We start from the raw sequence: 19,290 nt of genomic DNA on the forward strand, positions 1-19,290 counted from the left end.
AATGGGCGCGATGCCGACAAGGGCACCGGCACGGTGAATTCGGGGCGGAAACAGAGAAAGCGCGGCGGATCGCGGTGAGCTGATCAGGCCGTGCGGCAACAGGAGGCGCTGGAGACGCGCGCGAGGTCGACATGGCGTCGCCGCGTGAGGTCCAGTCGCATCTTCATGCCGTCGATCGTGGCAGCCGGCGGCGAGAGCCGTCAAGGAAAACCCGACCGGTCTCGTATCCCGGACCATTGAATTTCACGAACATGTGACAGGGAAACCCTTGAACCGGGCTTGTGGAACGCCGCATTGTCCGAGGGTGCGAATAGAGCAGCTGGAATACATCGCGGCGGTCACCCGGCTCGGTTCGCTGCGCCGGGCGGCCGAGGAGCTGCGACTGTCGCAGCCCGCGCTGAGCGAGACCGTGCGCAATCTGGAGCGCGAACTGGGTGTCGACCTGCTGGAGCGGAAGCGGTCCGGGGCGCGGATGAGCGCCGAGGGCCGGGAGCTGCTGCCGCACATCATCAACGTCCTGGACGCGGTCGACCGGCTGCGTGGCGCGGCCGGCGAGCAGCACCGGATCAGTCGCATGGTGCGGGTCGGCACGGTGAACGCGGCGACGGTGCCGCTCCTCATCCCGGCGGTGCGGGCCTTCCGCACGGCGAATCCGATGACGCAGGTCGAGGTGGTGGGCGCCCAGCAGACCGAGATCCACCGGGCGCTGCTGGAGGGCGGGTTCGACCTCGGTCTGGTCAACCATCTGGACGGCGACGACCTGCCCGCCGACTTCGAGAGCACCGAACTCCTGCGCGGGCGCCCGGTGTTGTGCCTGCACCCGGACAGCCCGCTCGCCACGCTGCCCGCCGTCACGGTCGACGACGTGCTCAACGGCCCGGAGCCGGTGATCGCGATGCGCGCCGGCTATGTCATGCACCGGTACGCGCACCGGCTGCTGCGCGGCCGCTCCCCCGACTTCTCGTTCTCCACCGACGGCGCCGAGATGGGCAAGCTGATGGTCGCCGAGGGGCTGGGGGCCACGCTGCTGCCGGACTTCAGCGTCATCGGCGATCCGCTGGAGCGACGGGGCGCGATCACCTACCGCCCGATCGCCGACGACTCCACCGAGGTGATGCTGGTGCTCCAGCGCCGGCGGGCCGAATCCGTACCGCGGGCGGCCCAGGAGTTGTACGAAGTGTTCGTGCGCCGGTCGCGTGAGCTCGGCGACGGGCCGGGCTGACGCTCAGTCCTCGTCGACCGGGACGACCACCAGGAACGCGTCCGACTTGATGTCCATCACCACGGTCGCGGGCCGGCCCTCGGCCCGGCAGCGCGCCGCGTACTCCTCCGCCGGCCACGATCCGCGCGGAGCTCCCGCAGAAAACCGCTCCAACACCCTCGCGCCCATAGCGGCAGCCACCTCCACAGCCGGGTTCCGGTCAGGACCCCCTCAGGACCCGCCTGCCCCCGACCGGGAGAAACATGTCCCGGCGCCCCGCATCCGCGGGGCCGCCAGGAGCGGAAGCAGATCAGCACCGACCTGTTTCCGCTCCCGGGAGTAGCACCATGAACGTCTCGGTCGTCCTGTTCACCTCCGACCTGCGGCTGCACGACCATCCGCCCCTGCGGGCCGCCCTCGACGGCACCCGCCAGGTGGTGCCGCTGTTCGTACGCGACCGGGCCGTGCTGGACAACGGCTTCGCGGGCGCCAACCGGCTGGCGTTCCTCGCCGACTGTCTGCGGGACCTGGACGCGGGCCTGCGCGACCGGGGCGGCCGGCTGGTCGTCCGTTCCGGTGAGGTGGTCGAGCAGGTGTGCCGGGTGGCCACCGAGGCCGAGGCCGACGAGGTGCACCTCGCCGCGGACGTCAGCGCCTACGCCCGGACGCGCGAGGACCGGCTACGCCGGGCCCTGGAGGCGGACGGGCGCCGCCTGCACGTCCACGACACCGTGACCACGGCCGCCCCGCCCGGCACGCTCACCCCGGCGGCCTCGGACCACTTCGCGGTCTTCACGCCGTACTTCCGCCACTGGTCGGACCACCGGATGAGGGACGTACTCCCCGCACCCCGCGCGGTGCACGTACCGGACGGAATCGGCTCCGAGGAACCACCGGCCCGAGAGGGCCTGTCCGGCCTGTCGGAGGGGCTGGCGCGGGGCGGCGAGCGGGCGGGCAGGGCGCGGCTGACGTCGTGGCTGAGGGACGGCATCACCTCGTACGACACCGGCCACGACGACCTGGCGGGCGACGCGACCTCGCGGCTCTCGCCGCACCTGCACTTCGGGACCCTGTCCCCCGTCGAAGTCGTCCAGCTGGCTCGGAAGGCGGGCGGCCCGGGCGCGGAGGAGTTCGTACGGCAGCTCGCCTGGCGCGACTTCCATCGCCAGGTCCTGGCCGCGCGCCCGGCGGCCGCGACCGCCGACTACCGCACACGGAATGACAGTTGGCGCTCGGAGACCGATGCGCGCGAGGACATCGAGGCCTGGCGGGCGGGCCGCACCGGCTATCCCCTGGTGGACGCGGCGATGCGGCAGCTGCGCCACGAGGGCTGGATGCACAACCGCGGGCGCATGCTGACCGCGAGCTTCCTCACCAAGACGCTGTACGTCGACTGGCGGGTCGGCGCCCGGCACTTCCTCGATCTGCTGGTCGACGGCGACCTCGCCAACAACCAGCTCAACTGGCAGTGGACCGCCGGTACCGGCACCGACACCCGGCCCAACCGCGTGCTCAACCCGGTCGCCCAGGGGAAGCGGTACGACCCGGACGGCGGGTACGTCCGCCGCTGGGTACCCGAACTGGCGGGGCTCGACGGGCCGTTGGTGCACGAGCCGTGGAAACTGCGGGGGCTGGACCGGGCTGCCGTCGACTATCCGGACCCGATCGTGGACCTCGCCGAAGGGCTTGCGCGCTTCCGGCAGGCGCGCGGGCGCGACTGAGCTCCAGTCAGGCCCGCCCGTTACAGGTCGGCCAGCGTGTCGAGCGCCTCGCGCAGCCCCGGTGGCCGCGACACGCCGGACACGGAACGCCCGGCCCAGCCGGGGCCGCCCAGCAGGACGAGCGGGCGCCCGCGGGCGCCCTTCACCCCCCACTCGGTGGCCCCGATGTGCCGGGCCAGGGCCGGGCTCGCCGTGGCCCGGGCCTGCGACCACAGGACGACCGCCGTGGGGCCCAGCCGCCGTACCGCCGCGGTGAGTGCCTCGGCGGGGACGGCGGCACCGAACATGCGGGCCGGCAGCCGGAGTCGGCCGAGTTCGGCGTTGAGCGCCTCAAGGGCCAGGGTGTGTTGCTCCCCGGGCACGCAGGCCAGGAGGACCGGGCCCGAGGCGTCCGCCGACCCGGGTGGCAGGGTGCGGCGGCGCAGTGCGGTGGAGACGTGCCAGGACAGGAGGTGTTCGACCTCGACGTAACGGTCCCCGGACGACGCCCACTTCCGGCCCACCGCGTGCAGCGTCGGCACCATGACCTCCTGCCAGGCGACGGTCACCCCGTACCGCTCGACGGCGTCGGTCAGCTGTTCCTCCACGGCGGGCGCGTCGAGCCGCACGGCGGCACGGGCGAGGCCCCGGCACTCCTGGCGCACATCGCCCAGGGGCAGCGCGCCGGCCGCGCGGGAGCCGAGGCGGCCGACCGGTGCCTCGGTTCCGGCCAGCGCGGCCCGCGCCGCCTCGGCGGGCGGTACTCCGGTCGAGGTGAGCCGGCACATCCGCTCCAGTACCGCCACGTCCCCGGTCGTCCAGCGACGGTGCCGTCCGTCGGGGCGGACGGCGGGGCCGAGGCCGTATCTGCGGTCCCAGGAGCGGAGCGTGGTGGGCGACACCCCGAGCCGACGGGCCAGCGCGCCCGTCGTGAGGACCGCGCCGGGCGGCTCCTCGTCGTCCTGGTGCCCGATCATGCCCATATCGCGACTATACGACGCAGAATCGATGCAAGTGGAGGGTTCGGGGACCTCGCACGGACCATGACCGTCATGTACCCCAGCGAGGAGTCGCTCGGCGACGAGGAACTGGCCCGGGGCGTGGCGGCGGGCGACGAAGAGTGTCTCGCCGTCGCCTATCGCCGCTGGTCGACGCTGGTGCACACGCTGGCCCGGCACTCCTTGGGCGACCCGCAGGACGCCGAGGACGTCACGCAACAGGTGTTCCTCGGCGTGTGGCGCGGAGGTGCGGGGTACCGGCCCGAGCGGGGCACGTTCGCGGGGTGGCTCGTGGGCATCACCAGGCGGAAGGTCGCCGACGCCCTGTCGGCCCGCACCCGCCGCCGTGAGCTGCTCGGCGCCGCCGGATCCGCCCTCCTCCTCGCCGATCCCGGGCCGGGCCGCCCGGAAGCGGTCCTGGAGCGCGTCCTCCTCCGGCAGGAACTCGCCGGGCTGCCCGCGCCCCAACAGCGGGTGCTGCGGCTGGCGTTCTACGAGGACCTGACGCAGACCCAGATCGCCGAGCGCACCGGCTGGCCGCTCGGCACCGTCAAGAGCCACGCACGGCGCGGCCTGCACCGGCTGCGCGATCGACTGGAATCTCACGATCTCTACACATAAAGAAGAAATAAGCGCAGAATGCAGACAAGCGGCGCTAACCGCATACCGCACCAGAGGCGGTCAGGCTGCGAGTCGAAGGAGACGAGTCATGGCGAACGTCTCGCCCACCAGAGGTGACATAACCAGCCACCCTGATGTTTCCGAAATGCGGGCACGGTACGCCCGCATGCTCGGTGGTCGCGATGTGGCGCTCGTGGACGGACCGGTGTTCCTGCTCGGTCTTTACTGCGCCGTATCCCCGTGGATACTCCACTACACGACGAGCCAGCCCGCGCTCGTCACGCACAACCTGATCGTCGGCATCGCGATCGGTCTGCTGGGCCTCGGATTCACCCGCGCCCCCGAGCGCATGTACGGCCTGAGCTGGGCCTTCTGCGCGATGGGCGTCTGGATGATCATCGCGCCCTGGGTCGTCGGCGACAGCCCGGACGCCGGCGTCGCGCTGAACAACATCATCATCGGCGCCCTGGCCCTGATCCTGGGGCTGATGTGCGCAGGTACGGCGGCGCGGAGCACTCCGAAGCCGTAGGAACACTCCCGCGAAAGGACGACGAGCCGGCCGGTCCGCATGCCGTGCGGACCGGCCGTCCGCTCGCCCGCTTCCTCCGCTCAGTGGCCGGGGACCAGCCACGGATCCTGCGGCAGCGGGGTGCCGGTCTCCAGGAGCGACTTGAGGTTGGAGAGCACCGCGGGCCAGCCGCCCGAGACGTCGGACAGCGCGCCCTCGTCCCACAGGTCCTCGTGGGTCACGGTGAGCCGGACGATGTCCTCGTGGGGCGTGATGTCGAAGGTGACCCGGGAGTACTTGTCCTCCTGCCCCTCGTTCTGCGGGTCGACCCAGGTGGTGACCAGCCGGGTCGGAGGCGCACTCTCCACGACGTCGCCCACCACGTCGGCGATGCCGGAGCCGTCCGTGCGGACGTGTTCCCAGCGTGAGCCCCGCTTCCAGTCCGAGACGTTGCGATGGCCCCAGTAGGCGGCGGTCAACTCCGCGTCGGTGAGCGCCTCCCAGACCTTCTCGGGCGTGCTGCGGATGTAGGTGACGTAGACGAATGTGGGCTTGTCGGTCATGGCTTCCTCGGCTCGTCGTTTCAGGGCGCTCAGCGCGCTCAGACGCGGGCGCTCGAACTTGTCGATCCACCGCTCCTGGATCTCGTGGAGCGGGACCGGATTGAGGTAGTGCAGCTTCTCCCGCCCCCGCCGCACCGCGCTGACCAGGTTGGCGGCCTCCAGGACGGCCAGGTGCTGGGTCACCGACTGGCGTGTCATGTCGATGTGCTCGCACAGCTCGCCCAGCGTCTGGCCGTTCTGCTCATGCAGCCGGTCCAGCAGCCGTCGTCGCGTCTCGTCGGCCAGCGCCTTGAAGACCTTGTCCATCCCGGAGTCACTCCCTGATCGCACACTCACAGTTATGCAGCCATTTGCTTGCATGTCAAGGTCGGGTCGTGGGCCGAGGACGTCCCGTCCCCCGGACGGGAGCCGCGGTCACGCCAGAAACGCACCCAGCTCCCGCCGGTGCCTGCCGACGAACTCCCATGCGGCCCGCACCTCCTCGACGACCCCGCGCTCCCGCAGCGCGGCCATCGCGGGCTCGCCCCGCTCCGCCCCGGCCTGGATGCCGCGCCAACACCGGTCCTGCCACCACAGGATCGTGTCGATGAGCGCGCCGCGTTCCCCGAGTCCGTAGGCGTCGCAGACGAGGCGGATCCGGCGTGCCGCCTCGGGGATGTCCGTCAGCCCCGGCCCGAGGTCCAGGTACTGCCAGCACAGGTGGGCGATGTCGTGGACGCGTTCGCCCGGTGCCGCGATGTCCCAGTCGATGAAGGCATGCGGGAGCCAGACGCCGCCGACCACGGTGTACACCGTGTTCTTGGGGGCGAGGTCGTTGTGGCACACGACGTCGTGGGCGCCGGCCAGTGGTGTGCCGTGGGTCAGGTCGTGGAACTCGCGGACCAGTTGGGCGACCCGGACGAGGCTCTCGTCGGTGCGCGCGGCCACCCGTTCCTCGGCCGTCACGGCTGCCTGCCCCTCGATGAAGTCGAGGACGTCCCGGCCCTGTTCGTCCGTCCCGAGATGGCACGGGGCACCCTTCCACCCGTTCCGCTCGAACAGCGCCAGCAGTTCACGGACGAACTCCGACCGCCGCGACGGGGCCCGCCGCACGGTCCCCCGCACCCGCACCACGTCGCTCACGGCACCGCCGTACAACACCTGCTCCCCCGGAACGGAGCCGGCCCGGAACGAGATCCACACGTCCGGCTCGAGATCCGGCCGGTCCGGTACCGGTCGGGTCTCCTCCGACCAGGCGCCCGGGGCCAGTTCGGCGGCGACCCGGCGCCAGAAGGAGACGGCGGGCTCGTTGGCGTACTGGAAGGCGACCTCCCAGGGGCCGGGGTGTCGTACCACCACCTCGTGGACCGCGTGGAGTCCGATGCCTTCCCGGCGCGCGCCGCGCACCACGAAGAAGCTGTTCAGTACGCGTGTCGGGCCGTCGAGACCGCGGACGAAGGCGAAGCCCACCGGCCGTCCCTCGCGCAGGAACAGGTACGGGGCCCAACCGGCCTCCGTGAAGGCCGCGTCGACCCGTTCGCCGCGGAACGTGCCGTCGGGGTTGGGCAGCACGCCCATGAATCCGGACAGGTCGTGGCGGAACATCAGCCACAACCGCTCCACGGTCGGGCGGTCTTCGGCGGTTGCGCGGCGGACGGACACGGCGGGCATGGGTCTCCCTGCGAGAGATTCGACCGGTTTTCGGGAACGAGAAAAGCCTCCCCGGCGGACGTGTCGTCCGGCCGGGGAGGCCCACGGATGGTGAAACCCTAGCGCAGGTAGGGCAGTTGCGGCGGCATGTTCAGGCGTCGGCGGGCTCCGCGTCCGCCCCCGCCGGCGTCAGATACTCCTCCGTGATCTCCCTCGGGCCGAACGGCCACACCTTCTCGAAGCGGGCCCAGAGCACGAACGCGACACAGCCGAGGGCCAGCCAGGCCAGCGACCACTCGATGGGATGGCGGCCCGGCGAGTTCTTGTCCGCGTAGCCGTAGATCACGCACCAGCCGACGAAGGCGACGATGCTCGGCAGCGGGTAGAGCCACATCCGGTACGGCCGCCTCAGCGCCGGCTGGCGTTTGCGCAGCACCGTCAGCGCCAGGATCTGGGACAGCGCCTGGACGATCACCATCACGGTGGTGAGCAGCTGGATCAGCGTCGCGAGGTCCGTGTGCCGGCCGATCAGGAAGCCGATCGCCGTGATCACGCCCATGGTCGCCAGGCCCAGCATCGGGAAGCGGTGCCTGGGGTGCAGCTTGGCGTACGGACGGAAGAAGACACGCTCGCGGGCCGCGTCGTACGGCACCCGGGAGCCGCCGAGCAGCCCGGTGAAGACCGAGGCGAAGGCCGTGATCAGGATGAGCACGGTGACGGTGTCGGCGGCACCCTTGCCCCAGGTCTTCTCCAGCACCGCGGAGGCGACGGAGGTGGAGGCGATGTCCTTCGCGTCCGTCATGCGGTTCCAGTCGATGACGCCGAGCGTGCCGATCTGCAGCAGCAGGTAGATCGCCATGATGCCGAGGATCGAGAGGATGATCGAGCGCGGCAGGACCCGGCCCGGGTCCTTGACCTCGGCGCCCATGTAGGCGGTCGTGTTGTAGCCGAGGTAGTCGTAGATGCCGATGGTCAGGCCTCCGGCGAAGCCCAGCCAGAAGTGGTTCGAGCCGAGGTCGAAGGCGTGCGCCGGGTACGTGAAGGCGAGGTGGGCGCTGAAGTCGCTCGCCGCGGCCAGGATCACCAGCACCACCGAGGTGATCATGACCGCCCACATCACGGCCGTGATCCGGGCGATGTTCTCGATGCCCCGCCACAGCAGCAGGACCACGAGTGCGACTATGCCGAGGCCGATGAGGTCGCCCTGGGTCTGCGTGAGATCCGGTGCCAGATAGCCCAGGTACTGCACGAAGCCGACCACGCCGGTGGACATGATCAGCGGGATGAAGAGCATCGCCGTCCACACGAACAGGAACGGCATCAGCCTGCCCGTGCGGTACTGGAAGGCCTGGCGCAGATAGACGTAACTGCCGCCGGAGCCGGGCATCGCCGCGCCCAGCTCGGCCCAGACCAGCCCGTCGGCGAGTGCGAGCACCGCGCCGGCGATGAAACCGATCACCGCCTGCGGGCCACCGAAGGCGGCCACCATCAGCGGGATCGTGACGAACGGCCCGATGCCGCACATCTGGCTCATGTTGATGGCGGTGGCCTGGAACAGGCCGACGCGGCGGACGAAGCCGCCGTTGGGCGGCGGGCTACCGGACATGGAGGCTCCTGGAGGTGGGTGCGGTGCGAAGGGGGCGGGGTACGGCGTGCGGGCCGGTATCCGGTGGCTGACTGGCCGATAAAGTTAAGGAGCCTTACTTGATGCGTCAAGAGGGGAGCCCGCGTGCGTGAGAATGGTGCGATGACCGCCGCCGACGTCGCAGAGCAGCAGGGACAGCCCTGGAACCGTCAGCGGCTGCGCAGCACCAACGAGCGCCTGCTCCTCGACCGGCTGCGGGCCGCGGGTGCCGCGTCGCGCGCCCAACTGGCCCGCGAGACCGGCCTGTCCAAGCCGACGGTGTCCAGCGCGCTCGCCTCGCTGGAGGCGGCCGGGCTGGTCCACGAGGTCGGCACGCACGCCCCCGAGCGGGGCCGCACGGCCGTCCTGTACGCGCCGGATCCGGCGGCCGGTTACGCCCTGGGCGTCGACGTCGGCCGCGGCTGGCTGCGGGTCGCGGTGGCCGACCTGGACGGTGCCGTCGTCGCCCGCTCCGACGTGCGCAACCGGGCGCGCAGCTCGGGCGCGATGGCCGACCTGGTGGTGGCTACGGCCCGGCAGGTGGTCGCCGGTTCGGGCGTGGCGCCGGACGAGGTGGTGCACGCGGTGGTGGGCACGCCCGGCGTGTACGACGAGAAGCAGCGCCGGGTGCGGTACGCGATGCATCTGCCGGGCTGGGGACGCGCCGGGCTCTTCGACCGCATGCGGGAGGAGCTGGGCGTCCCGCTGGAGGTGCACAACGACGCCAATCTGGCGGCACTCGGCGAGTACACCTACGGGGTCGGCGCGGGCAGCCGGCTGTTCGCGTACATCCTGATCGGCACCGGTCTGGGCATGGGCGTGGTCAGCGAGGGGCGGCTGTTCACGGGGGCGCACGGGCTGGCCGGGGAGATCGGGTTCCTGCCGTGGCCGGGGCAGCAGAAGCCGGAGCGCCTGGAGGACGCGGTATCGGGGGTGGCCGTGGTGGAGGCGGCGCGCCGGTTCGGGATGAGCGGGCAGCAGCTCACCGCGAAGGCGGTGTTCGACGCGGCCCGGCAGGGGAACGACGCCGCGGTCAGGGCCGTACGGCTGGAGGGTGAGCGGATCGCGCACACGGTCGCCGCGGCCGCCGCCGTGCTCGATCCGGATCTGGTGGTCCTGGGCGGCGGCGTCGGCCACAGCGTGGACCTGCTGCTGAAGCCGGTGCGCGACCGTCTCCGGGCGCTGACGCCGCTGCGGCCGAAGGTCGTGCCCAGCCGGCTCGGCGAGGACGCGGTGCTCCTCGGCGCGGTGGCGACGGCCCTCGGGACGGCGCGTGACGTGGTGTTCGAGCGCCGCTCGACCGCGTCCTGACCAACTCGCACACGCGCCACGGTGATTGACATGCCCTACCCGGCCCCCTAGCGTGACCACAGTTAGTAAAGTTTCCTAACTTTACGAAGGGGCTGGAGTCTCCGTGAACGGACACCGTCTCGCCACGGCCGCCGTAGTACTCGGCCTGTTGGGTTCCGTGACCGCCGGTTCCCGGCCCGGATCCCACGGCGACCGGACCGCCCCGCCGGAGCGGCCGACGCGGGTCTCGTCGGCGCCGGGCAGCTCGACCGCCCTGACGGGCTACGCGATCCAGTCGAGCGCCAAGGTCTCCGTGCCGGCCTCCGACATCTCCTCCCCCGGCTATCCGGCGAGCGGCTGGTACCCGGCCGGTTCCCGCTCGACCGTGCTCGCCGCGCTGCTCGCGAACGGTGTGTACGCCGATCCCTTCTACTCGACGAACCAGCAGAAGATCCCCAAGGCCGACTTCCAGGTCCCCTGGTGGTACCGCTCGGACTTCACGGTCGCCGACACCTCCGAGCGCACCTACCTCGACTTCAGCGGAGTGATCTCGGCGGCCGACGTGTACGTCAACGGCAAGCAGGTCGCCACGGCGAAGGACGTCACCGGCGCCTACACCCACCACGAACTGGACGTCACCGCGCTGGTCCGCTCGGGCAGGAACACCGTCGCCTTCCGCATCCAGCCCAACGACCCGGACAAGAACCTCACGATGGGCTGGATCGACTGGCTCCAGCCACCACCGGACGAGAACATGGGCATCGTCCGCGATGTCCTGGTCCGCCGGGGCGGGCCGGTCGCCCTGCGTGACGCCCATGTGGTGACCAGGCTGGACGTGCCCTCGCTCGGCTCGGCCGACCTGACGGTGAAGGCGCAGGCCCGCAACGACTCCGACGCACCGGTGACGACCACCGTCTCCGGCAGCATCGGCCGGACGACCTTCGCGAAGCCCGTCAGCCTCGCCGCGCACGAGACGAGGACGGTCACCTTCACCCCGTCCGACACCCCCGGCCTCCACATCACCTCCCCCAAGGTCTGGTGGCCCGCCGGCATGGGCGGTCAACCCCTCTACGACCTGGCCCTCACCGCCTCCGTCTCCGGCACCACCTCCGACACGGCGCACGAGACCTTCGGCATCCGCGACGTCCAGGCACCGCTCGATGCCGACGGCGCCCGCCAGTACCGCGTCAACGGCCGCAAGCTGCTGATCAAGGGCGGCGGTTGGTCCCCGGACGAGTTCCTGCGCTGGGACCGGACATACGTCGAGGACCGGCTGAAGTACGCCCTCGACCTGGGCCTCAACACCATCCGCCTCGAAGGCCACCTGGAACCGGACGAGTTCTTCGACCTCGCCGACCGCTACGGCATCCTCACGCTCCCCGGCTGGGAGTGCTGCGACAAGTGGGAGGGCCAGGTCAACGGCAGCGAGTCCGGCGACAAGTGGACCGCCGCCGACTACCCGGTCGCCAAGGCGTCGATGGCCGCCGAGGCCGCCCGGCTGCGCGACCACCCGAGCGTCATCTCCTTCCTGATCGGCAGCGACTTCGCACCGGACGCGGCCATCGAGAAGAACTACCTCGACGCGCTGAGGTCCGCCGACTGGAACACTCCCGTCGTGGCGGCCGCGTCCGACAACTCGTCACCGCAGTCGGGGAGTTCGGGCATGAAGATGACGGGCCCGTACGACTGGATCCCACCGAACTACTGGTACGCCAAGCGCGAGGGCGGCGCCACCGGCTTCAACTCCGAGACCAGCGCGGGCCCGGACATCCCCACCCTCGACACCCTGCGCCGCATGATGACCCCGGCCGAACTCGACACGCTCTGGCAGAACCCGGGCGCCAAGCAGTACCATCGCTCACCGTCCTCGACCTTCGGCACCCTCAAGCTGTACGACAACGCCCTGACCGGCCGCTACGGCGCCCCGAAGAGCCTCACCGACTACGTCCGCAAGGCCCAGCTGGCCCAGTACGAGAACGTCCGCGCCCAGTTCGAGGCGTACGGGCGCAACGCCGACGACTCCTCGAAGCCCTCGACCGGCGTGGTCCACTGGATGTTCAACAGCGGCTGGACCTCGCTGCACTGGCAGCTGATGGACCGTTATCTCGACCAGGGCGGCGCCTACTTCGGGGCGAAGAAGGCCAACGAGCCGCTGCACGTCCAGTACTCCTACGACGACCGCTCGGTGGTCGTCGTCGACAACCGGCATGCGGCCGCCGACCGACTGACCGCCAGGGCAACGCTGTTCAACCCCGACGGCACCCAGAAGTGCGACAGGACCGTCACCGGCCTGAAGGTGGGCGGAGACGGCGCGCACAGCATCGCGCTCACGCTGCCCGCGTCGGTCAGCGGACTGTCGACCACCTATCTGGCACGCCTGACGCTGACCGACGGCTCCGGCAAGGAGGTCAGCCGGAACGTGTACTGGCTGTCCTCCAAGCCGGACACGCTCGACTGGGCCAACACGGACTGGTACTACACGCCGACGACCAGCTACGCCGATCTGAAGGGGCTGACCTCGATGGCGCAGGTGCCGGTCTCGGCGGAGGCGTCGACGGTGTCCGCTGACGGCACGTCCACCACGACCGTGAGGCTGAGCCAGGCGGGGAGCGGGAAGACGCCGTCGCTGCTCACCGACGTACATCTCGTGGACGCGAAGGGGCGGCCGGTGCTGCCCGTGCGGTGGTCGGACAACGAGGTGAGTCTGTGGCCCGGCGAGTCGGTGACGCTGACGGTCACCTACCGGACGGCGGATCTGCACGGTTCCGCGCCGTCCGTCAGGGTTTCCGGCTGGAACACGGCGGAGCGGACGGTTCCGGCGGGTGGGCCGGAACCGTCCGGTCGGCTCAGCTCACGTTGAGCGCGGTGTCGTCGATGACGAAGGACGTCTGGAGGGTGGAGCCCTCGACGCCGCTGAACTTGATGGTGGCGGTGGTGCCGGCCAGGGAGGAGACGTCGAAGGACTTCAGGACGTATCCGGAGGCCGCGTTGAGGTTCGAGTACGTGGCCAGGGTGGTGGATCCGGCGGTGACCGTCAGCTTGTCGTAGGCGGTGCTGGTGGTGGTCTCCGCGGTGTCGATGTGCAGATAGAAGCTGAGGGTCGCGGAGCAGCCGGACGGGATGGTCACCGACTGGGACAGCGTGTCGGTGTGGGCCGATCCGTAGCCGTCGAGCCAGGCCTTGTAGGAGCCGGTGCGGGCGGCCTCGCTGCTGGAGTTGGTGATGACCCCGCTGGTGGCGGTCCAGGTGGTGTTGCCCGACTCGAAGCCGTTGTTGCCGAGCAGCTGGGCGGCCGTGCAGGTACCGTCGCCGCCGCCCCCGCCACCGCCGCTGCTGTCGCTCGCGCCGGCCAGCCATTCGGTGGCGTTCAGGGCGAGGGGAGCGTTGGTGGCGCCGGAGTCGTTCCAGCCGTCGTACAGCGTGTTGCCGGACTGGCCGGTGCCGTCGTCGACCGGCGAGGTGTCACCCCAGAACGCGACGCGGCCGCTGCCGAAGGTGGAGGTGGCGAAGAAGGCGCCGGTGTTGCCCGAGTAACCACTGCGGTACAGCAGGCCCTTGACGCTGGAGTTGTCGGCGGGCTTGAGGGTGGCGGTGGTGCCGTCGGCGATCAGGCTCTTGGTGACGTCACCGAAGGAGCCGTGCAGCACCGGGTCGGTGCTGTCGCTGATCGCGGCCGGGTAGCCGGAGCTGATGTCCAGCGTGTCGACGGAGAAGCCGAACGGGTCGGTCGAGTCGACGCTGTTGTTGGTCATCAGGTCGTTGAAGATCTCGACCGCGTCGTAGCCGTCGTTGTTGCGGTCGGCGCCGGTGTGGTCGGAGATCATGAACAGACCGCCGCCGGCCTTCACGAAGTTCATGATCGCCGTCTTCTCGGCGGTGGTGAACAGCGTGTTGGGCTCGGGCAGTACGAGCGCGTTGAACTTCGAGAGGTCGGTGGTGGAGCTGCCGCCGTAGGTGAGGGCACTCGTGGCGGTCTTCATGCTGTAGTTGCCGGTCTTCTGAAGGTCGACGCCCCACGACGAGAGAGCGCCGGTCCAGTCCGTCTCCGAGGACGGGGAGGAGTCCTCGGACAGCGGGTCGGGCTTGCTGGTGGAGATGATCCAGTCCGCGTTGCCGGCCTCCTCGGCGTGGCCGTCGTCGAACAGGATGTTGTAGGTGGTGGCCGCGTGGGCCGGCGTGGCACTGACAGTGGCCTGGAGCGCGCCGCCGGTAGTGAGCAGGGCGAGTGCGGCGAAGGCCGTGGTGAGTCGGTGACGGGGTCTGGAGCGGGTGAGCATCCGGCGTACCTCCGAGTGGGGTTGAGGAACGAAGCGGTGCGGGTGCGGGACCAGACCTACGCGCGTAGACACAGGACATATCTGCGCGCGTAGACAGTCGGTTGCACGATACTCGTACGACCGATCGGTTGAACGGTACATGGCAGAACATTGGCTGAACAGGCGTCACCGGCCCCACCTCACCCCACCGGACCCGACATTGACCCGGCGTTGACCCTTGGTTGAAACGGAACGGACTGTCCCCCTCTCCAGGGGGCATCCGGTTAGTGCGGGGGTCCTGACGAAGAGGGGCGGAGATGGAGATTACGGGCATCATCAGTGCCATCGTGATCGGCATCGTCATCGGTGTGCTGGGCCGGCTGGTCGTACCGGGCCGTCAGCACATCGGGATCCTGCTGACGATCGTCGTCGGCATCGTGGCCGCGCTGATAGGCGCGGCGATCGCCAACGCGTTCGACGTGGCCGACACCAACGGTGTCGACTGGATCGAGTGGCTCATCCAGATCGGTCTCGCCGCGCTCGGTATCGCGGCACTGGACCGGAGCAGGGTGCGCCGCTGACCCGGCGGCAGCCGTCGCGGCGTCGACCGGGCGACCGTTTCGGGCCTGGGCGGGGGGCTTCGTGTGCCTCGCCCGGGCGCGGTCGGTGCCACCCGTGGTCAGGCCCGCCGACGCGGCTCCCCTCGGCGATCGGCGGGCCTGTCGCCTCGACCGAGCATCCTGAGCGGGAGTGTCGGGTGCTGCGGGAGGCCGTTCCCGGATGGCGCATCCACTGACCAGGCTGCCGGTCGCGGCAGACCGTGACACGGGACCGTTCGGCCCTCGACTCCGGTCCGAACGGCCCCCGTTGGGACTTCAACCTCGGCCCGCCAGCGCGGCGAGACCGTCGCGGCTGGACGGGTAGCGGGGTGTCCAGCCCAGCTCCTGCTCGGCCTTGGCCGAGGACACGCGCATGCTGGTCGACATGAGCGTGTACGCGTAGGACACCGGCCGGGTGAGCCAGCGCGGCACGGTCATCGGCTTCGGCACCCCGAACTCCTCGGCCGCGCACAGGAGATGGGCGCGGAAACCGAGCGGCGTGCGGTCCGTGACGTTGTACGCCTGGCCGGGGCGGCCGCGCTCGACGGCGGCGACCACCGAGCCGGCCGCGTCGAGCAGGTTGATCCAGGGCAGTACCCGCCCGTGGTCGTCGGGCGCGGGCAACTGCCGCTTGCGCAGCATGGCGAGGACGGCCTCGGTACCGCCGGGCCCGTAGAACAGCCCGAAGCGCAGGGCGATGCCCTCCAGTCCGGTTGCCCCGAGGGTGAGTTGTTCCTTGATGCGCATGCCCTCGACGTGTCGTTCCAGCTCGGCCGTGGCGCCGCGCGGGCCGAAGCGGTCCGCGTCCTCGGTGATCACGTGGTCGCCGAAGTCCCCGTAGCCGTAGCCGAAGACCATGGACTCGCTGACGAAGCGGCGGGCGCCGGTGGCCTGGGCGGCCTCGATGAGGTGGGCGGTGCCGTCGATGCGCAGCGCGTTGGTGGCGTACATGTCCTTGTGGCGCATGGGCGCCTTGCGCAGGGCGGTCGCGGCGTGGATGACCGTGTCGAAGTGCTGTCCGTCCACGGCGCGCAGCAGCGCGTCGCGGTCCATGAGGTCGGCGCTGACGCCGTTGGCCCTGCCGCGGCCGAGCCCGGTGACCTTGTGGCCGGCCTCGGTCAGCGCGCGGGTGATGTGTCCGCCGAGGACGCCGCTGGCGCCCGCGAGGAGGATGCTCTGGTTCTTCTGGTTCGTGGTCATGACCATGCGACGGATCGGGCGGCCGCGGATGTGACATCCCCGCGGAAGCGGCCCGCGTCGCCGTGCTCAGGGGACGTAGGTGTACGGGGTCGTCGTGGTCAGCGCCGCGAAGCCGAGGCGTTCCAGGATGGGGCGGCTCTGGCTGGAGGCGTCGACCTGGAGGTAGCGGTAGCCGCGCTCCTGGGCGGCGCGGGCCCGGTGGGCGACCAGGGCGCGGTAGACCCCGCGGCCGCGCCAGCCCTCGACGGTGCCGCCGCCCCACAGCCCGGCGAACCGGGTGCCGGGCACCAGCTCCATGCGGGCCGCGCTGACCGGTTCGTCACCGGCGAGGGCGACGACCGCGACGACCGTGTCCGGCTCCCCGGTGAGCCGGGCGAGCAGCTGGTGGCGCAGGCGGGTGCCGTCGGTGCCGAAGGCCTTCTCGTGCACGTCCGCCACCAGGTCGACGCCCGCCGCGTCGGTGACGGCCAGGAGGCGGATGCCCTCGGGCGGCTCGGCGCCGAGGTCGAGCGCCGCGACCTCGGCGATCATCAGCGTCTCCTCGGGCTCGGCCGTGAAACCGGCACCGCGCAGTCGTTCACCGAGGTCGACCGGCCGGTCGTGCCCGTACAGCTTCCACTCGAACTCCCGGCCGAGGCCGGAGAAGTAGGCGATCTGCTCGGCGACGGCCGCGACCGCGCCCGCCGCGTCCAGGTCCGACCAGACGACGCCGTTCCAGCCCTGCGCGGACGACACCTGACGGACCACGCCCCCGACCCGCTCGACGCGCGCGTCGGGGCCGTCCGGCTGGGCGCCTTCACGCATGTCACGGTCGAAGAGGGCGAGCACGCCGGCATGATCCATGGGCTCACTCCAGCATCCGGGAGCAGCCGCGGCAAACAGTTTTACGGCGCTTCACCCGGCCGTGTCCACGCGGTTCACGCGCCCTCGCCCGGCCGGACAGCCGCCAGGTACGCGGCGAGCCGGTCCCGGTTGCGGGCCAGGCAGTCGATGCGGGCCTGGATGCGGTCGACGTGGGCCTGGAGGAGTGCCGCGGTCTCCTCGGTGAGGCGGTCGGCGGGCAGCAGGATCTCGTCGGGGCCGGAGAGGTACGGCAGGATCGCCCGGATCATCTCGGTGGTCAGCCCGGAGTCGAGCAGGCCGCGGATCTGCTGTACGTCCCTGACGGCCGCCTCTCCGTAGTCGCGGTAGCCGTTGCCGGCGCGGTCCGGGCTGAGCAGGTGCTGCTCCTCGTAGTAGCGCAGCAGCCTGGTGGGGACGCCGGTGCGGCGGGAGAGTTCGCCGATCCTCATGCCCGCCTCCCGGGCTCGTGCTTGCCTTCACACTGATGTGAAGGTTCGAGCATGGTCGCATGTCCACCGCATCCATGGTCAAGGGCACCGTCATGCCCGCACCCCTCCCCTGGTCCGGGCTGCTCGCGCTGTCCACGGCCGCCTTCACCGCCGTACTCACGGAACTCCTCCCGGCCGGGCTGCTGCCCCGGATGGCGCTCGCCCTGGGCGTCTCTGAGGCACGGGTCGGATTCCTGGTCACCGGGTACGCGGCCGCCTCCTTCGCGGCCGCGATCCCGCTGACCGCGTTGCTGCGCGGGTTCCCGCGGCGGCCCGTGCTGGTCGGAGCGCTGCTGGGATTCGCGGCGAGCAACGCGGTGGTCGCGCTGTCGCCGTCGTACGCCCTCACCTTCGCCGCGCGACTGCTGGCGGGGGCCATGGGCGGCCTGCTGTGGGCGATGCTCGTCGGCTACGCGGCCCGGATGGTGCCGGTGGAGCGGCGCGGGCGGGCGATCGCCGTGGTGCTCGCCGGGATCACCCTGGCGCTGTCGCTGGGCGTGCCCGCGGGGACCGCGCTGGCCGGGGCGCTGGGCTGGCGGGCGGCCTTCGGGGTGCTCGCCGGGCTCGCGGTGCTGTTGGTGGCCTGGGTGCGGTGGCGGGTGCCCGGCTTCCCCGGCGAGCCGCCCCACGCGCGCGTGCCGCTCAGGCGGGTCGCGGTGCTGCCGGGTCTGCCGGCCGTCCTGTCCGTCACGCTGTTCCTGCTCCTCGGCCATCAGGTGATGTACACGTACGTCGCCCCGTTCGCAGCGCACGCCGGTTTCGGCCGTACCGGCGTGGTGCTGCTGGTGTTCGGGGTGGCCACGGTCGTCGGGATCTGGATCACGGGTGTCCTGGTCGACCGGCAGCTGCGGTTCACTCTGCTCGCCTCGCTGGCACTGTGTGCCACCGTGATGCTCGCGCTCGGGCTGTACGCCGGCCCGCCCGCCGTGCTGCTCAGTGCGGTCGGCCTGTGGGGCCTGGCATTCGGCGGTGCGCCGACGCTGATCCAGACCGCGCTGGTCGACGCCTCCGGACCCGCCCACGCGGACCTGGCGACCTCGCTCCAGACCACCGTGTACAACGCGGGCATCGCCGGGGGCTCGCTGACCGGCGGGATCGTGCTGGCGAACCTGGGCGCGGGGGCGCTGCCCTGGACCGCGCTCCCGCTGGTCGCGGGCGCCTTCGTCACGGTGACCGTGGCGCGCCGGCACGCCTTTCCGGCCGTGCGCCGGGAGGCCTTTCCGGCCGTGCGCCGGGAGGCCTAGGCTGCCTTCCGAAGATCACCCGGCGAGAGGGGCGTACGAGATGGCCGTGCAGGACGCCGAACTGCCGTATCTGCGCCGGTGTGTCGAGCTGGCGAGCGAGGCGCTGGAGGCCGGGGACGAGCCGTTCGGGTCGGTGCTCGTGGGCGCGGACGGAGCGGTGCTCGCCGAGGATCACAACCGGGTGGCCTCCGGTGACCGCACCCGGCATCCCGAGTTCGAGCTGGCCCGCTGGTCCGCCGCTCACCTCACGCCCGAGCAACGGGCCGCCGCGACGGTGTACACGTCCGGCGAGCACTGCCCGATGTGCGCGGCCGCGCACGCCTGGGTGGGCCTGGGGCGGATCGTGTACGTGGCGTCCTCGGAGCAACTGTCGTCGTGGCTCGCCGAGTTGGGGGTGCCTGCGCCACCGGTGCGGACGCTGGCGGTGCACGAGGTGGCACCGGGGGCGGAGGTGGACGGCCCTGTGCCGGAGCTCGTGGAAGAGGTGCGGGCGCTGCACCGGCGCTTCCATCTGCGGGCGAACTGA

At 71.2% G+C, this 19,290-nt stretch carries 19 protein-coding genes and 1 pseudogene; 9 read left to right on the plus strand and 11 right to left on the minus strand.

Going from position 1 to position 19,290, the window contains the following annotated elements:
* Positions 1–83: 83 nt before the first annotated feature.
* Entirely contained in the window at positions 84–167 is an 84-nt protein-coding gene (locus tag ACQEWB_RS02150) for a putative leader peptide (RefSeq protein WP_432843607.1), read from the minus strand.
* A gap of 137 nt (positions 168–304) precedes the next feature.
* Between ACQEWB_RS02150 and ACQEWB_RS02155 the strand changes: the two genes are divergently transcribed.
* Complete coding sequence (locus ACQEWB_RS02155) at positions 305–1,222, plus strand: LysR family transcriptional regulator (protein ID WP_432826399.1); 918 nt, start codon at positions 305–307, stop codon at positions 1,220–1,222.
* 3 nt (positions 1,223–1,225) lie between these two features.
* Here ACQEWB_RS02155 and ACQEWB_RS02160 read toward each other — a convergent pair whose 3' ends face one another.
* Positions 1,226–1,390, minus strand: a complete 165-nt coding sequence (locus ACQEWB_RS02160; protein WP_432826401.1) for a hypothetical protein — start codon at positions 1,388–1,390, stop codon at positions 1,226–1,228.
* A 158-nt stretch (positions 1,391–1,548) separates the two neighbouring features.
* Here ACQEWB_RS02160 and ACQEWB_RS02165 point away from each other — a divergent pair, with 158 nt between their 5' ends.
* A complete protein-coding gene (locus tag ACQEWB_RS02165; protein ID WP_432826403.1) occupies positions 1,549–2,922 on the plus strand; it encodes a cryptochrome/photolyase family protein in 1,374 nt (457 codons plus the stop codon).
* A gap of 20 nt (positions 2,923–2,942) precedes the next feature.
* Here ACQEWB_RS02165 and ACQEWB_RS02170 read toward each other — a convergent pair whose 3' ends face one another.
* Positions 2,943–3,884, minus strand: coding sequence for a MerR family transcriptional regulator (locus ACQEWB_RS02170; RefSeq protein WP_432826405.1), 942 nt, complete (start codon positions 3,882–3,884; stop codon positions 2,943–2,945).
* 69 nt (positions 3,885–3,953) lie between these two features.
* Here ACQEWB_RS02170 and ACQEWB_RS02175 point away from each other — a divergent pair, with 69 nt between their 5' ends.
* Together ACQEWB_RS02175 and ACQEWB_RS02180 are read left to right on the plus strand one after the other, a co-directional pair.
* On the plus strand, positions 3,954–4,520 hold the full coding sequence (locus ACQEWB_RS02175; RefSeq protein ID WP_432826407.1) for a sigma-70 family RNA polymerase sigma factor: 567 nt from the start codon (positions 3,954–3,956) through the stop codon (positions 4,518–4,520).
* 88 nt (positions 4,521–4,608) lie between these two features.
* Positions 4,609–5,049, plus strand: a complete 441-nt coding sequence (locus ACQEWB_RS02180; RefSeq protein ID WP_432826409.1) for an SPW repeat protein — start codon at positions 4,609–4,611, stop codon at positions 5,047–5,049.
* Between the two features lie 80 nt (positions 5,050–5,129).
* Here the strand turns inward: ACQEWB_RS02180 and ACQEWB_RS02185 are convergent, their stop codons facing one another.
* The 4 genes and pseudogenes from ACQEWB_RS02185 to ACQEWB_RS02200 all read right to left on the minus strand — a co-directional run bounded on the left by ACQEWB_RS02185 (position 5,130) and on the right by ACQEWB_RS02200 (position 8,826).
* Complete coding sequence (locus ACQEWB_RS02185) at positions 5,130–5,897, minus strand: ArsR/SmtB family transcription factor (RefSeq protein WP_432826411.1); 768 nt, start codon at positions 5,895–5,897, stop codon at positions 5,130–5,132.
* Between the two features lie 108 nt (positions 5,898–6,005).
* Positions 6,006–6,773 carry a phosphotransferase gene (locus ACQEWB_RS02190; protein ID WP_432843609.1) on the minus strand — a complete coding sequence of 256 codons (768 nt, stop codon included), beginning with the start codon at positions 6,771–6,773 and terminating at the stop codon, positions 6,006–6,008.
* A pseudogene (locus tag ACQEWB_RS02195) lies at positions 6,759–7,241 on the minus strand (GNAT family N-acetyltransferase); the annotation flags it as partial. The pseudogene ACQEWB_RS02195 and the gene ACQEWB_RS02190, both read right to left, overlap by 15 nt.
* 130 nt (positions 7,242–7,371) lie before the next feature.
* The gene (locus ACQEWB_RS02200; RefSeq protein WP_432826413.1) at positions 7,372–8,826 is read right to left on the minus strand and encodes an APC family permease; all 1,455 of its coding nucleotides are present in this window, start codon (positions 8,824–8,826) and stop codon (positions 7,372–7,374) included.
* Positions 8,827–8,967: 141 nt separating this feature from the next.
* On the opposite strand from ACQEWB_RS02200, the gene ACQEWB_RS02205 reads away from it, so the two are divergent.
* Together ACQEWB_RS02205 and ACQEWB_RS02210 are read left to right on the plus strand one after the other, a co-directional pair.
* Positions 8,968–10,155, plus strand: a complete 1,188-nt coding sequence (locus tag ACQEWB_RS02205; protein WP_432843611.1) for an ROK family transcriptional regulator — start codon at positions 8,968–8,970, stop codon at positions 10,153–10,155.
* Positions 10,156–10,258: 103 nt separating this feature from the next.
* Positions 10,259–12,994, plus strand: a complete 2,736-nt coding sequence (locus tag ACQEWB_RS02210; protein ID WP_432826415.1) for a glycoside hydrolase family 2 protein — start codon at positions 10,259–10,261, stop codon at positions 12,992–12,994.
* Here ACQEWB_RS02210 and ACQEWB_RS02215 read toward each other — a convergent pair.
* The gene (locus tag ACQEWB_RS02215) at positions 12,981–14,411 is read right to left on the minus strand and encodes a hydrolase (RefSeq protein WP_432826417.1); all 1,431 of its coding nucleotides are present in this window, start codon (positions 14,409–14,411) and stop codon (positions 12,981–12,983) included. The two genes, ACQEWB_RS02210 and ACQEWB_RS02215, sit on opposite strands and share 14 nt — an antisense overlap.
* Positions 14,412–14,707: 296 nt before the next feature.
* Here ACQEWB_RS02215 and ACQEWB_RS02220 point away from each other — a divergent pair, with 296 nt between their 5' ends.
* Positions 14,708–14,971, plus strand: a complete 264-nt coding sequence (locus ACQEWB_RS02220) for a GlsB/YeaQ/YmgE family stress response membrane protein (RefSeq protein WP_432826419.1) — start codon at positions 14,708–14,710, stop codon at positions 14,969–14,971.
* 294 nt (positions 14,972–15,265) lie between these two features.
* Here the strand turns inward: ACQEWB_RS02220 and ACQEWB_RS02225 are convergent, their stop codons facing one another.
* The 3 genes from ACQEWB_RS02225 to ACQEWB_RS02235 all read right to left on the minus strand — a co-directional run bounded on the left by ACQEWB_RS02225 (position 15,266) and on the right by ACQEWB_RS02235 (position 17,481).
* Positions 15,266–16,195, minus strand: a complete 930-nt coding sequence (locus tag ACQEWB_RS02225) for an NAD-dependent epimerase/dehydratase family protein (protein WP_432826421.1) — start codon at positions 16,193–16,195, stop codon at positions 15,266–15,268.
* A gap of 60 nt (positions 16,196–16,255) precedes the next feature.
* Positions 16,256–17,032: a GNAT family N-acetyltransferase gene (locus ACQEWB_RS02230; protein WP_432826423.1), complete on the minus strand. Its 777-nt coding sequence runs from the start codon at positions 17,030–17,032 to the stop codon at positions 16,256–16,258.
* 74 nt (positions 17,033–17,106) lie between these two features.
* Positions 17,107–17,481 (minus strand): MerR family transcriptional regulator, encoded by a 375-nt coding sequence (locus ACQEWB_RS02235; protein ID WP_432826425.1) that lies wholly within the window; start codon positions 17,479–17,481, stop codon positions 17,107–17,109.
* Between the two features lie 59 nt (positions 17,482–17,540).
* Here ACQEWB_RS02235 and ACQEWB_RS02240 point away from each other — a divergent pair, with 59 nt between their 5' ends.
* The gene (locus tag ACQEWB_RS02240; RefSeq protein WP_432826427.1) at positions 17,541–18,764 is read left to right on the plus strand and encodes an MFS transporter; all 1,224 of its coding nucleotides are present in this window, start codon (positions 17,541–17,543) and stop codon (positions 18,762–18,764) included.
* A 40-nt stretch (positions 18,765–18,804) separates the two neighbouring features.
* Positions 18,805–19,290: a nucleoside deaminase gene (locus ACQEWB_RS02245; protein ID WP_432826429.1), complete on the plus strand. Its 486-nt coding sequence runs from the start codon at positions 18,805–18,807 to the stop codon at positions 19,288–19,290.

The sequence above is a fragment of the Streptomyces sp. CA-249302 genome (genome assembly GCF_050936785.1).
Taxonomy (GTDB): domain Bacteria; phylum Actinomycetota; class Actinomycetes; order Streptomycetales; family Streptomycetaceae; genus Streptomyces.

Bases quoted from the DNA above. Each gene is read 5' to 3' on its own strand.
- ACQEWB_RS02205 (WP_432843611.1), top strand. From the start codon at position 8,968: ATGACCGCCGCCGACGTCGCAGAGCAGCAGGGACAGCCCTGGAACCGT.
- ACQEWB_RS02230 (WP_432826423.1), bottom strand. From the start codon at position 17,032: ATGGATCATGCCGGCGTGCTCGCCCTCTTCGACCGTGACATGCGTGAA.
- ACQEWB_RS02175 (WP_432826407.1), top strand. From the start codon at position 3,954: ATGTACCCCAGCGAGGAGTCGCTCGGCGACGAGGAACTGGCCCGGGGC.
- ACQEWB_RS02240 (WP_432826427.1), top strand. From the start codon at position 17,541: ATGTCCACCGCATCCATGGTCAAGGGCACCGTCATGCCCGCACCCCTC.
- ACQEWB_RS02165 (WP_432826403.1), top strand. From the start codon at position 1,549: ATGAACGTCTCGGTCGTCCTGTTCACCTCCGACCTGCGGCTGCACGAC.
- ACQEWB_RS02225 (WP_432826421.1), bottom strand. From the start codon at position 16,195: ATGGTCATGACCACGAACCAGAAGAACCAGAGCATCCTCCTCGCGGGC.
- ACQEWB_RS02215 (WP_432826417.1), bottom strand. From the start codon at position 14,411: ATGCTCACCCGCTCCAGACCCCGTCACCGACTCACCACGGCCTTCGCC.
- ACQEWB_RS02245 (WP_432826429.1), top strand. From the start codon at position 18,805: ATGGCCGTGCAGGACGCCGAACTGCCGTATCTGCGCCGGTGTGTCGAG.
- ACQEWB_RS02170 (WP_432826405.1), bottom strand. From the start codon at position 3,884: ATGGGCATGATCGGGCACCAGGACGACGAGGAGCCGCCCGGCGCGGTC.
- ACQEWB_RS02220 (WP_432826419.1), top strand. From the start codon at position 14,708: ATGGAGATTACGGGCATCATCAGTGCCATCGTGATCGGCATCGTCATC.
- ACQEWB_RS02150 (WP_432843607.1), bottom strand. From the start codon at position 167: ATGAAGATGCGACTGGACCTCACGCGGCGACGCCATGTCGACCTCGCG.
- ACQEWB_RS02235 (WP_432826425.1), bottom strand. From the start codon at position 17,481: ATGAGGATCGGCGAACTCTCCCGCCGCACCGGCGTCCCCACCAGGCTG.
- ACQEWB_RS02200 (WP_432826413.1), bottom strand. From the start codon at position 8,826: ATGTCCGGTAGCCCGCCGCCCAACGGCGGCTTCGTCCGCCGCGTCGGC.
- ACQEWB_RS02185 (WP_432826411.1), bottom strand. From the start codon at position 5,897: ATGGACAAGGTCTTCAAGGCGCTGGCCGACGAGACGCGACGACGGCTG.
- ACQEWB_RS02160 (WP_432826401.1), bottom strand. From the start codon at position 1,390: ATGGGCGCGAGGGTGTTGGAGCGGTTTTCTGCGGGAGCTCCGCGCGGA.
- ACQEWB_RS02180 (WP_432826409.1), top strand. From the start codon at position 4,609: ATGGCGAACGTCTCGCCCACCAGAGGTGACATAACCAGCCACCCTGAT.